Consider the following 12,509-nt stretch of genomic DNA (forward strand, 5'->3'; position numbering starts at 1 on the left):
CAGCCTGAACCTTGCCTAAACGGCGCCCACGCGGCGCCGTTTTTTTTCGCCTTCATCCATTCTGTGAAGTTATACTTTGCACAATTTCACGGCACAGAGGAGCCCACATGTCCAGCACTGCCAGCGTCAGGTTACGCCCATTGGAACGGGACGATCTGTCGTTCGTCCACCAGATGGACAACAACGCCAGCGTCATGCGCTATTGGTTTGAAGAACCCTACGAAGCCTTTGTCGAGCTTTCCGATCTCTACGACAAACACATCCACGATCAGAGCGAGCGCCGCTTTATCATCGAGCACGAAGGCGCCAAGGTCGGCCTGGTAGAGCTGGTGGAGATCGATCACATCCACCGCCGCGCTGAGTTCCAGATCATCATCGATCCTGCCCACCAGGGCAAAGGCTACGCCAGCACCGCCGCCCGTCTGGCGATGGACTACGGTTTCTCGGTGCTGAACCTGTACAAGCTGTACCTGATCGTCGATAAGGAGAACCCGAAGGCGATCCACATCTACAGCAAGCTGGGCTTCAACGTGGAAGGCGAGCTGATCGACGAGTTCTTCGTCAACGGCGAATACCGCACCGTGCTGCGCATGTGCATTTTCCAGCCGCAATACCTGGCGAAGTTCAAAACGCCCAATGATAAGCCGCTGGTGAAGTGACAATTCGCGAGAAAAAAGAGAAAACCCGCCCAGGCGGGTTTTTTATTGGGAAATAAGCGGCTAGTATTAAGGCATATTATTTTATCGTCAGGAAATAGCCTGATGAATACGAAAATAAATAATATTTCCCGAGATAATTAATCGAACAATAATTAATAGTAAGAATTACCCTCTGCCTCTACAAAGGAAAAATGCCATGACGACCGTCTCAAACCTGCTGCTTTTTATCGGCCTGGCGATGCTCGCCATCGCCGCCGGCCTGAATACCTATAGCGGCTACGCCTCCGCAGATCCCAATAGCACCCCGCTGTTTTCCTCACTCTGGTGGACGCGTTGGTTCCCGCTCTATGCCTCAGGGGCTGCGTTGCTGCTGGTGGGGGTAGTGTTGCGGGTTTCGGGGCGGGGACGTTAAAAACAGAAAACGGCTCCGAAGAGCCGTTTCCATACGTGGGTCAACAGCCTTCATAAACGGTATCAGGTGCCTATTTTATGATGCATAGCATGTTGCGGAAATATGGGGTTAATCCATGTCCTAACTTATTGCCTTGATAATATTCTGCACGATAGGTTTGACAGCTGCTGTCAATTTTTCATTGTCAATAGTGAAGATTAAAAGCTCAATGTCGCTTTCCGCATCAAGTAGCATCTGTCGTAACCATTTTTCCTCTATCGCTACAATACTGTCACCTGCGTTATTTATTTCTGATTGAATTTCAGCCACAGGTAGTTTTCCTTCTAAAAAGGCCACACAGGAAAAACTAAGCTTTTTAATTACATCGGGATAAATCCACCCACTCATTTTTCACTCCTGCGAAGGATTGTGATTATTATGTTACCATGGTTTTCAGTAACCACACCAATGTCACCAGCCCGATAAATTGTCCTTTGAATATCATTAGATATGCTTGTTTCAGTAACACCTATTTTAATTACATACTCAACTATATTGGACGAAACGGTTTTTCCAGGTCCAATGGTTCCTGCCGAGGAGCCTTAGCTTGTTGCTTACATTCGGTCAACAGCATGTTGAGAGTAAAGACGATCACCTATACGTGCATATTGATGTCCATCAACTGTTTTTATCGAGAACCTGACCGTTATCCGCAATCAAATTAGCTCCCTCGGCCTGAACCTGGCTGCCGATGTTCGCCAGCAGCGCATTGGTCAGGTTGTCTTTGAAGCTGCCGCCGTTGATGGTGGTGTTGAGGCTCGAGCTGATGACCGACTGGCCGGCCACGCGCTGCGCAATCTTGCTCCAGTAGCCATTGCTCAGCTGCGGCAGTTTGACGTTGTTCGGGTTAAGCGGTTTGCCCGCCGCGCCTATCGGCGTTTGTATGGCATACAAAATCAAGAGAAAACGGCTCCGAGGAGCCATTTCTGTGTGCAGATCAAGTCCAATCTTCATAGCCGCTGTCATGGATCCAGACGATACCGCCGGGGCATTCCTCTGTCAGAAACCAGAATCCGTCGAAGGCTTCGCATGTGGAGTCCTCATCGAAACTTTATTTCAATTCTCTTTTTAACCTTTCCTTGCAGAACCTCTAGACTTTCGTTACCAATAATATCAACAATCCAACGAGCGGTACTTTTCGCGGAGTTAGCTTGGGCAACTAGAGGGATTAATGGAACCTATTAATCCCCTACTAGCTGCCGCAGGGTTCCAACCTCGCAGGGCTGCCGGCCCCCTTACCGATGGGTATCCTTTTTAACTGCAGCAGGCACCTCCAAGCACGTTGCGCATAAAATCTAAAAATAATCTTCTTGTTTCCTTTGCTTTCCTGTTGGCACTACCTCGTCAATATCAAAGGATAAAAGGAAACTTTCTTCATAGAGTTTAATTGTATAGGCGTATATTACGCCGTTCTCTTCGCTGATTCCCATAACGCCACCTTTCTTTCCTAAATATTTTGCATTTCGGTCGTTACGTGGATTGGAAATTTCAACTTCTTGATAAAATTCTATTTTTGTAGTCATTTGTGCGTGATTTTCCCGTCAAGCGATACATTCAAGTGCTTACCATCTCGGCTCGCCCACCCCAACTGAGCTTTCCCAGTTGGTGAAAGTTGGACGTCCCACTCAAACTCTTGGCCTTTCGTTCTTGATGGACCTTTGGTCCATTCATTACCAAATTTATCTATATATCCTTTGTTTGGGCCTCTGGGTAATGGGTTTGTTGGTTTGTAATTAGAGTCGGGTACGAATCTAATTTTCCCTTCATTAGGTAACTGAACATGCTTCATTCGACCCTTAATCGACCAGACCTGTCCGGAACTCAATGTCCCATAAGGGTTGAAAAAAGGCTCATCTACATAAGCTAATGGGCCTTTTAACGCAGCTTTTTCCGATGCTTTAATGGCATTAGTTGTGATCTTGACGCCCAACTTACCTGCGCCGGCGACCCCTGCAAACAGCCCCAGCCCGGCCATCGTCAGTTTACCAAACTCCAGCCCAGCACCGTAAGCCCCGTCGATGCCTGCGTGTTCATACTTCGTCTTGAACGCCTCGACCCGCCCCAGGTATTCCTGTTTCACACTCTCGCCAATAATCGAGAAGCGTTCATCGTTCTTTATCAGAGCTATTAATGCATCCGCTGCCTCGCGTGGGTTGCTGGCCACGGCGACTAAACCATCCACCGTATCGCTGATTTCAACCGGGATGCCGGAGACTACACCCGCCGCAAAGGCGCCATCCTGCGTATGGCTCGTTATTCCCCAACTAGCCAACACCAACGCTTTATCCAGCGGCGATTTCGCGGCCGCCAAATCTTTCTCCATCAATTCTTGCTGTTTGTGGCTGAGATAGTTGTATCGGAACGCATTCTCACCACCGGTGGCACCGCTGTAAGCACCATCAGACTTGCCGGTGAAGACTGCGCCTGCGGCTGCGCCCAGCACTCGTGCCATCTGCGCCTGCTGTTCCGATTTCTTCTGCCACTCCTCCGGCTTGATGATATTGTCGCCCAATATCACCCCGGCCAGCTCCGCCGCCAGCGCCCCGGCCGCCGCGCCTTTGGCATTGCCCTTGCCGATTTCTGCGGCCACGCCCGCCAGAACGGCATGGCTTACGGCCCGGCCCGGTATATCGAGAACCTGACCGTTATCCCCAATCAGGTTGGCGCCCTCGGCCTGAACCTGACTGCCGATGTTCGCCAGCAGCGCATTGGTCAGGTTGTCTTTGAAACTGCCGCCATTAATGGCGGTATTCAGGCTGGAGCTGATGACCGACTGCCCGGCCACCCGCTGCGCCACCTTGCTCCAGTCACCGTTGCTCAGCTGCGGCAGTTTGACGTTGTTCGGGTTAAGCGGTTTGCCCGCCGCGTCCTTGCTCCAGCCCATCGCGCTGTCGAAGCCATTGAGCGCGCCGCCGATCGCCATCGCCGTGGCGGTCGCTTTGACGTTTTCATTTCGGCCCAACGCCTGCAGGGTTTTCGACAGGTTGCCCTGATTCTCCACCAGCGCCACCGCCGCCTGAGAGGCCAAAGAAGACATACCAGCGGTGACTGCGCCGCTGGTTATCGCCCCGCCGCCTACGGCGCCGGAAACACTGGAAGCCGCCGTAGCCGCCAATGAACTGCCCGCGGTCACCGCCGCGGCCGCAATGGCGATCACCGCCGCCACCGCCGGGTTCAGGTGCTGGCTTTTGTAATCCCAGCTGTCGTAAGCGTCTTTGACCTTGCTCCACTGCACGTCGTTGCGCTTGTTCAGATCTTTGACCCAGGTGGTGCCCGGCGTATTGCCCAAGGCGTCGATGGCGCTTTGCAGCGCCTGCCCGTTTTTCACCTTCACATCGGCGCTGACGCCCTTGGCGGCTTCCACGGTCAGGGCTCCACCGGTATGAATGCTCGGCAGCACCCACTTATTGTCTTCGTAGCCTTTATTGGCCTGCTTGATAAAGAAGCCTTTCGAATTGCTGACGGTCTGTTCGAAAGAGGTGTTTTTCACCGCACGGAAGTTAACCTGGCCACGGGAGCTGGTCAGGCGCGCGTTTTGCCCGGCGGCGATTTTGCTGGCTTCATAGGTGCTGTCGTCGCGGCTCATCAGCGTGATATTGCCTGCGGCGGTAAACTCGGTAACCTTGTTGGTCACGTCATGGCGGGTCTGCTTAACCTCGGTTTTCTTACCCCACCATTTGCGCTTGGTTTCCTTTTTCTCGTAGTGGCTGGACTCCTCCATCGCCTGGGCGTAGAGATAGCCACCCTTGGCGGCTATATCCATATTGCCGACACGCATGGCTTCGGCCTGGTTGTGGGCGTCGGCATAGGCTTTCAGCCTTGTTTCTTCCGCATGTTTAGCTTGGGCTTCCTGTCGAACGCTAACTAATTTCCTATTTGCGTTTACCTTTTCACTATCAACAGAATTCAATGCTTGTTGGGCTGCGTATATCTCATTCTTTTTTTTGATTATGCGTTGACGCAAATTTTCATATTCATCTATCGTCTTTTTTCGAATTGCCAGCGCAATCTCATAACCATCACCGGATGTTTCCGCAGGATCGACACCATAAGGGAATGGGTCAAATGCCTTTCCTCCCTCATTAAGCAATCTATCCAGATCTGAACGGGTTTTTATTTCAATATTCCCCATATCGAGGTGATAAGTCCCCGTGCCCGGTATCGTTACAGAACTACTGTGCTTGTATGAAATAGGATGCTGAGCTGGATTATCGAGTAACAAGCCTTCAGGCGTATTTCTAACGTTGTTCAGCACATTCTGTTTTTGATTGACATTTTGCTCTGCATTTCTAACCGCCTGCTCCGCCGACGCAATACGACTCCCCCAGTCCGTCACCGCTACCGGCGGTTTCCAGTTAGCTCCCAACCCTTTAACCACCAGCTTGGTCGCCTGGAACAGAATGCTGCCGCCGGAAATCACCGTCATCAGGCCGCCGGCATTCAGCTCGGTACCTTGCTGGGTACGGGTTTCGGTGAACTCGTTGCCGCTCTCGCGGTAAGTGTGGTTTTGCACCGCCTCGAAGCGCATATCGCCGCCGGAGGTCAACGTCATGTTGGCGCCGGAAGTCAGCCTGGCGCCGTAAGTCAGCAGTTGGTTATTCGCCGACGCGGTCAGGTTTTTCCCGGCGCTGAGGGTAGTGACCACATGGCGGTCGTCTTTGTTGTTGTCGTTAGCGACATCAATGGCGGAATAGGCCAGGTTCGACAACCATAGATTCTGCCCGGCCAGCAACGTGATGTTGCCGTTGGCGGAGAGCGCGCCGCCTTGGGTGCCGATGTCGCGGGCCGAGTTAATCAGTAAATTGCCGCCGGCGTGTACCCGGCTACCCAGTTCAGGCGTGCGGGAAGAGGGGAACAAGCGACTAAATTGCTCCCCCAATTCGCGATAGTTCAGATCGGCATTATGGCCGGCCAACAGCGTGACATCTTTACCTGCTTTAATGTGCGTCCCGCGCAACGCCAGATAACCGCCGCTGTTGAGCAGCACTGAACCACTGGCGTTCAACTGTCCGGCATTTAGCAGTTGGTTGAACTGCGTTTGTCGTTGTTCAGGAGATAAATTCTGCGCTAAACGATCGTTATTCAACGCCTCGTCATTTCTGACAATCGAAACAGTGCCGTTCGCCGTCATTGCAATATTTTGGCTTTGCGGCGCGAAGTGCGTGTTACGTAGATAAATACCTTGCCCGGCATTTAAGGTTAAGTCCCCGGCAGCATTCAATTGGCTCAGCCAGCGGGCACCATCGACGCCGAAATAGCGTGGGCTAGGTACAGTGTGCACTTTGACGTTGCCGTTGCGGCTGGTCAAAGTGACATGATGTCCCTTCAGATAGCTTTGACGGGCATCCAGCTCATTCACTGCTGCAACGTTCAGACTCTTGCCCGCAGTTAGCTCAGCACCGTCGGTGTAAAACACATCATCGGCAACCACAGTCAGGTCGTTACGCGCGTTTATTTTATCGGTACTGATAACACGTCCCGCATGCAGCACAATGTTGTGAGCTACCAGTGAGTCAGGCCGTCCCGAAGCCACCACCTCACTAAGCTGATTTCCCGCCGGCGTCGAAGTTTTAATTTCTATCTGATTTTTAAAATCCGCAACCAAATTGCCGCCCGCCAACATGGCTGAGGCCGGATAGCCAGAAGCCGACCAGCTCTTTTGCCCGCCTTTTCTGACATAAATGACATATTCCGGGATCGACGATTTCTGATCCTGCCATTTATGTCCCAGAACAACGTTAGGATTCGGCACCTTCGGTTCGAAAAGTGCATAGTCGTTCATGTCCCCCGTCATTTCACTGCGCACGCCCAGATTATTACCAGTTAAAATCAGATCGTTAGTCGCTTTTATTGTGCTGACGTGGTTCCAAAGCTCCGACGCATTAATGTAGGCATTCTTCCCTGAAATGATTTCTGCGGGACGGCTGTCGGTCACTACGGTAAAACGCGCGCGTTCACTGTTAACCCAGGGCGTTTTTTTGAAATCGACGTGTCCCAACCAGGTGAAATTTTTATCTTCAAAGTCCGCCAAATAATCAAAAAATTGGTAATCGAATTGCCCCTCGTACACACCATCAGCCAACCAACGATCGATATCCTTGTTGTCCTTCGGCGCGTTGTTGGAGGAAATGGCGAACTGCTGGCGAACGTTGTTCAAACTCTCCGTGCGTATCACTAAATCGCCGCTGTTGGTCAGGATTTTCGCCGAACGGTTCTCGACGGATTTAGCCTTGTTGCCCTGCTCATCCTTTTGGATCCACATATTTTTATTAGCGTGCAGCTTGGCGTTTTCCCCGGCGTTGCGGATATGGTCGCCGAAGATGCGCATATCGCCGCTGGTGCTGGTTTGCCCGTCATTCACCAGCGTCGTTGCTGCCAGCGTGGCGTTGCCGTCCGCCTGCACGACAGCACCCCGCGTAATGTGCAATCCCTTGGCGCTGACATTGAGGTCACCCTTGCTGTGCGTGGTGCCGTTAAGCACCAGGTTACCGTTAACGCTCAGCGTAATATCCCGCTGTTTGCTGGTGAGGTCTTTCAGGTTCACCCCCACCCCATCCTCGTTGGCCACCAGGCGGATTTTGTTGGCGTACATGCCGCCCAGCGCTTTGGTATCCACGGCCAGTTGGGGCTTAGCGCCTTCACCGGCGATCGGTTTGATGCTGCCGTCCTTGAAGCTGATGCGGTTGGCGCCCTGAGTCAGCGACAGATTTTGTGCATTGATTTTGCCGTTCAACTCGGTGGCGCGGCTGATGATATCGACATAGTCGGCGCCGCTGCCGTCCAGCCCTTTACCGCCGATGGTGACGCCGCCTTTTTTCACCTCCAGCGCTTCCAGCGCGCCCTGCTTGTCGAACTGCGGTTTGCCGGTGGTCAGCGTCACGCCCGGCGCGTTGATAAAGCCGCAGCCGTCGCAGGTGATGCCATTCGGGTTGGCGATCATCACGTTGGCCTTGTTGCCGAATACCTCGAGTTTACCCTGCAACTCGGAACGACTGCCGCCGATCACCTCATTGATGATCAACTCCGCCGGTTTTCCCTTCAGGTAGGTGTTGCCCTGCGCGCTGTAGATCTCCACGCCCAGCTGCGTTTTGCCGCCGTGCGTGGCGTTATTCAATACGGCACCCTGTGGCCCAACGTTGAAATCTTTATAGGTGTTGTGGGAGATGCCCGCACCGTTCGGCGTGGCGATATTCACCACCGGTACGTTGCCCGGCTTGATAACCACCTGCGTATTGCCGTTAGCGGCGGTAATGCCGGCGGCGAACGCCGGGTGCAACGGCTGGAAAGCCGTCAGGTAGATCAGCAAATAGCTGGCGCCCCGCGCCAGCGGATGATTGAGCTTATCCATATTCATTCCTTCGAAAGGATGTTGTTTTGAACGCCGAGGCGCTCCTGCTATGTGCTGGCGTTATAACGTGACGGTGGCTTGCCAGTAGGCCACCCAACGATCCGGTTGCAGGCTGTCTGGGTGCGTCAGCGGTTTACCGACGGTGACCGCCTGATTGAACCAGCGGCCGCTTAGCGTGGCGCCCAGCGCCGCCCCGACGACGCTGCCGCCGTCTATCTGCCCGGCGCGCCCCTGCAGCCAGCCGGCGTCTAACGCGCCGGTCAAAGAAAGCTCCCCCAGCCTCGGCAAGGTCTGCCATTGCCAGTTGAGTTCATTGCGCCAGTAGGCGCCGCGATTACCGGTCAGGTACTGCTCTTTAAAGCCACGCACCGAGTATTGCCCGCCGATGGAAATGCGCTCCCCGGCATACAGGTTGTCTGCGCTGGTTTGCCCATAGGCCGAGGTCAGGTAGTAGAGGGAGGGTGCGAGCGGATAGAAATAACTGGCGCCGAGGCCAAGCTTGCGGAACTCGCTGCGCGGCGCTCCGTCGCGCTCCGGATCGTCGGCGGTGGCGCCCAGCATGCGCAGCCCGCGGCTTACCGTCGGGTTCAGCGTCATATAGCCGCCGCCCGCGACCGCGCTGTAATTGAGGCCCAGGCTGGCAATGCTGAGCGTCGGGCTGCTGACGCCCAACCGTTCACCCGCCAGCTTATTTTCCGTGGTGCGCCGCGCCAGCCCGATATCGACGGCCAGCTTGCGTTTGCCATCCCGCAGCAACGTGCGGTTGGCGCCCAAACGCTGGGTCTGGTTATTGCCTTGATAGCGGTAAGCCGCGCCGTTGAATGGCACCTGCTGGAAAAAATCGTTCCAGGCGTACTGGTAGCTGAACAGCCAATAGCCATAGGGTAAGGTGACGCTGCCGTTCAGGCTGCGGCTGCGATGATGCGGGCTGAAATCGTTATTGCGCGCTGCGGAGAGCGACCACTGGTCGGCCAGGCGCAGCGGGTTGTCCAGCACCACGCCGGCATTCATCTGCCCGGTGCCGGTGCTTTTCTGGCCGCTGTTATCGGCGCCGAAAGAGAAAGAGACCGGCGCGCGCGTGGCGCCACGCAGCAAAACCACGTTGGAAAAGCCGGGTTGCTCGCCAGGTTGAATATCGATGGTCACCTGCTGCGAAGCCAGCCGGTTGAGCTGCTCCATGCCCTGCTCGATATCGCGCAGATTCAATACGTCGCCGACCAGGCCGGGAAATGCCATCTTCAGCGCCGGCGTCTGCTCGCCATTCTGCGTGATGGACTCGATTCGCCCTTCGCTGACGCTGACGACCAACACGCCACGGGAGATATCCTGCTCCTGCAGCCAGGCCTGCGAAGTGACATAGCCGCGTTGCAGATAAGCATTGGTGGTTTCACGCACCAGGCGGTTGATGTGCTCCAGTGTCAGACAGCTTCCCTGATACGGGCGCGCCAGGCTTTCTTTCACCGACCAGGAAAGATGCTCGGCGCTCTCAAAAACAATCTGCCGCACCGTTTGGCAAACCGCCCCTGCGGCGGCCGGCTCAGGCAGCGGTAACGCCGGCAGTTCAACGCTATTTTGCAGCGCCTCGCGTTGCTGCTGCGCCTGTTCCAGCAACGTTTTCTGCTGTTGGGTAATGCTGTCGCGGTCAGCAGGGCTGGTGATTTCCGCGCACCACGCAGAGCTGCAAAACGCCAAGAGCACAGGCCAAATCCTCAGCTTCCATGCACACATTTAAACACATCCATTTACGTTAACTTACATACCTTAGCGAAGTATATACAATTTACGCCGCAAATCAACGATAATGAGAATCACTTCCATTTAATCAAAGTCACAATGTGACAAAAAATGCAGATATGCCACAACCACCGTGTCTTATTACCCAGAGTGCATTTAATTAATATTAAAATTAAAAAAACAAATAATAAGAGCAAATAAATTCAATATTAAAATAACACATTCAATATCGACAAAAACAAACAAGCAGAGTTTACAAAGTTAACTCGTCATTTTATCTTGGTAGTTCTATTCGCATAATTAATTCATAAAAAACATAGTTATTAATTAACCAATAAAGAAAAACAATATCGGGAATAGCCTCATGTTTAACCGTGATATAGAACTGTTTATTCGAGATTACGTTAATGATATCAAAGCCGGCAGCGCTGCGCTGTTTGCCGGCGCCGGGCTGTCCATCCCCGCCGGTTTCGTTAGCTGGAAAGAGCTTATCGGCGATATCGCTTATGAACTGGAGCTGGATATCGAAAAAGAGAGCGATCTTATTTCTCTGGCGCAATATCACCTCAATGAAAAAGGCAACAGACATAAGATAAATCAAAAAATAATTACAGAATTCGCTGAACAGGCGGAAGAAACAGAAAACCACCGGATTATCGCCAGATTACCGATAGCGTCACTTTGGACCACTAACTACGACGACCTGATTGAAAAAACCTATGCCCGTTATAATCGCGTCTGCGACGTCAAAACCACGCCGGAAAGCCTGACTAATAACATTCATAAACGTGATGTTGTTTTATATAAAATGCATGGTGACTATAGAAATCCCAACCAGGCGATTATCACTCGCGAACAATACGAAACTTACTCCCGTACACACCTTCCTTTTATCAACATGCTGATGGCGGAGCTGACTGCCAAAACCTTCCTGTTTATCGGTTTCAGCTTTGAAGACCCCAACCTGCAATATGTATTGAGCCGCCTTTACGCGCAGTACGGCGAAGGGCAGAGAAACCACTACTGCATCATGCGGCGCGTCCAGCTCGGCGACAGCGGCAGCGAGGATCAGGCGTCTTGCGATTACAACAGCCGCAAACAAGGCTTGATGATTAACGATCTGCGCCGTTACGGCATTCAAACGCTGTTGGTGGATGACTATCGGCAAATCACTGACCTGCTGTATGCCATCGAAACGCAGTTCAAGAAAAGCACGGTGTTTATCTCCGGCAGCGCCGACAACTACCAGCCCTATGCCCGTGAAGAGTCCATCCAGTTCATACATCGTCTGGCGCGCCTGCTTATCCACAAACAGTATCGCATCGTCAACGGTTTCGGCTGGGGCGTAGGCACAGCGGTGATCAACGGCGCATTGGAAGCCATTTACGACAGCCAAGGAAAAATCAGCGAAAGCCAGCTGGTGCTGCGTCCTTTCCCCCAATTCGCCAGCGGCGGCATTACCCTACCGGCACTTTGGCACGAATACCGTCAGAACATGATTTCGCTCAGCGGCATCGCAATCTTTTTGTTCGGCAACAAACGCAACGCCGAAGGCGAATACGTGCTGGCCGACGGTTTATTGAAAGAGTTCCAGATCGCCACGGAACAAGGCTGCGTCTGCATTCCTATCGGTTGTACCGGCAGCGCATCTGCCGAGATCTACCGAAAAATCAAGGAGGAGATGAAAGAAACCCTCTACTACCGCAACCCCGCCGCCATGAATCTGCTGGATCAGCTTAACGAACCGGGCAGCCTGGCGGAGAAGAAAAAAAGCCTGTTGGCGCTTATCGATATCATTACTAAGGATAACCCCCGATGACCAGAAAATGTTTTTACAGTTTCCATTATGAGCCGGACAACTGGCGCGCTTCTCAGGTACGCGAAATGGGCTCTCTGGAAGGTAACCGGCCAGCCACGGATAACGATTGGGAGGAAGTGAAAAAAGGCGGTGACGCCGCCATCGCCGCTTGGATCAAGGGCCAGTTGGACAATCGCAGCTGCGCCGTGATTCTCGCCGGTAAAGATACCGCTGATCGCAAATGGATTAATTTCGAAATATGCGAGGCTTGGAAAAAAGGCATGGGCGTGCTGGTGGTGTATATACACAATTTGAAAGACAGCGCCGGCGACCAAACCACGAAAGGTAAAAACCCGTTGGATCACATCAAGCTGGGTGACGCAAAGCTTTCCACAATCGCCAAAGCCTATGATCCGCCTTATTCGACCAGCACCAATGTCTATAACCATATAAAAGACAATTTGGCTGAGTGGGTAGAAGAAGCGATCCGCATTCGTAAAAATTACTGACGCCCCTGAT

The 12,509-nt window shown here is 52.9% G+C and carries 9 protein-coding genes and 1 pseudogene; 4 read left to right on the forward strand and 6 right to left on the reverse strand.

Going from position 1 to position 12,509, the window contains the following annotated elements:
* Nucleotides 1-107: 107 nt before the first annotated feature.
* Nucleotides 108-659 carry a spermidine N1-acetyltransferase gene (gene speG / locus BVU99_RS23470; protein ID WP_004941631.1) on the forward strand — a complete coding sequence of 184 codons (552 nt, stop codon included), beginning with the start codon at nt 108-110 and terminating at the stop codon, nt 657-659.
* A 196-nt stretch (nt 660-855) separates the two neighbouring features.
* Complete coding sequence (locus tag BVU99_RS23475; protein WP_043140451.1) at nt 856-1,071, forward strand: hypothetical protein; 216 nt, start codon at nt 856-858, stop codon at nt 1,069-1,071.
* Between the two features lie 120 nt (nt 1,072-1,191).
* Here the strand turns inward: BVU99_RS23475 and BVU99_RS23480 are convergent, their stop codons facing one another.
* From BVU99_RS23480 to BVU99_RS23505, 6 genes and pseudogenes are all read right to left on the reverse strand, one after another.
* Nucleotides 1,192-1,458 carry a hypothetical protein gene (locus BVU99_RS23480; protein ID WP_060434423.1) on the reverse strand — a complete coding sequence of 89 codons (267 nt, stop codon included), beginning with the start codon at nt 1,456-1,458 and terminating at the stop codon, nt 1,192-1,194.
* A gap of 270 nt (nt 1,459-1,728) precedes the next feature.
* The gene (locus tag BVU99_RS23485; RefSeq protein ID WP_060448087.1) at nt 1,729-2,010 is read right to left on the reverse strand and encodes a DUF637 domain-containing protein; all 282 of its coding nucleotides are present in this window, start codon (nt 2,008-2,010) and stop codon (nt 1,729-1,731) included.
* A 37-nt stretch (nt 2,011-2,047) separates the two neighbouring features.
* A pseudogene (locus BVU99_RS23490) lies at nt 2,048-2,155 on the reverse strand (DUF596 domain-containing protein); the annotation flags it as partial.
* 250 nt (nt 2,156-2,405) lie between these two features.
* A complete protein-coding gene (locus tag BVU99_RS23495; protein ID WP_060448088.1) occupies nt 2,406-2,633 on the reverse strand; it encodes an Imm31 family immunity protein in 228 nt (75 codons plus the stop codon).
* Nucleotides 2,630-8,458 carry a DUF637 domain-containing protein gene (locus tag BVU99_RS23500; RefSeq protein WP_099817657.1) on the reverse strand — a complete coding sequence of 1,943 codons (5,829 nt, stop codon included), beginning with the start codon at nt 8,456-8,458 and terminating at the stop codon, nt 2,630-2,632. The genes BVU99_RS23495 and BVU99_RS23500 overlap by 4 nt, the downstream gene beginning before the upstream one ends.
* A gap of 60 nt (nt 8,459-8,518) precedes the next feature.
* A complete protein-coding gene (locus BVU99_RS23505; protein WP_043140462.1) occupies nt 8,519-10,186 on the reverse strand; it encodes a ShlB/FhaC/HecB family hemolysin secretion/activation protein in 1,668 nt (555 codons plus the stop codon).
* A 370-nt stretch (nt 10,187-10,556) separates the two neighbouring features.
* Here BVU99_RS23505 and BVU99_RS23510 point away from each other — a divergent pair, with 370 nt between their 5' ends.
* Nucleotides 10,557-12,011, forward strand: coding sequence for an SIR2 family protein (locus tag BVU99_RS23510; protein ID WP_049296091.1), 1,455 nt, complete (start codon nt 10,557-10,559; stop codon nt 12,009-12,011).
* Nucleotides 12,008-12,499: a TIR domain-containing protein gene (locus tag BVU99_RS23515; RefSeq protein WP_049296092.1), complete on the forward strand. Its 492-nt coding sequence runs from the start codon at nt 12,008-12,010 to the stop codon at nt 12,497-12,499. The genes BVU99_RS23510 and BVU99_RS23515 overlap by 4 nt, the downstream gene beginning before the upstream one ends.
* Nucleotides 12,500-12,509 lie beyond the last annotated feature (10 nt).

Source organism: Serratia sp. OLAL2 (genome assembly GCF_002752475.1).
Classification (GTDB): Bacteria; Pseudomonadota; Gammaproteobacteria; order Enterobacterales; family Enterobacteriaceae; genus Serratia; species Serratia bockelmannii.

Bases quoted from the DNA above. Each gene is read 5' to 3' on its own strand.
- speG (WP_004941631.1), top strand. From the start codon at position 108: ATGTCCAGCACTGCCAGCGTCAGGTTACGCCCATTGGAACGGGACGAT.
- BVU99_RS23475 (WP_043140451.1), top strand. From the start codon at position 856: ATGACGACCGTCTCAAACCTGCTGCTTTTTATCGGCCTGGCGATGCTC.
- BVU99_RS23480 (WP_060434423.1), bottom strand. From the start codon at position 1,458: ATGAGTGGGTGGATTTATCCCGATGTAATTAAAAAGCTTAGTTTTTCC.
- BVU99_RS23495 (WP_060448088.1), bottom strand. From the start codon at position 2,633: ATGACTACAAAAATAGAATTTTATCAAGAAGTTGAAATTTCCAATCCA.
- BVU99_RS23500 (WP_099817657.1), bottom strand. From the start codon at position 8,458: ATGGATAAGCTCAATCATCCGCTGGCGCGGGGCGCCAGCTATTTGCTG.
- BVU99_RS23505 (WP_043140462.1), bottom strand. From the start codon at position 10,186: ATGTGTGCATGGAAGCTGAGGATTTGGCCTGTGCTCTTGGCGTTTTGC.
- BVU99_RS23510 (WP_049296091.1), top strand. From the start codon at position 10,557: ATGTTTAACCGTGATATAGAACTGTTTATTCGAGATTACGTTAATGAT.
- BVU99_RS23515 (WP_049296092.1), top strand. From the start codon at position 12,008: ATGACCAGAAAATGTTTTTACAGTTTCCATTATGAGCCGGACAACTGG.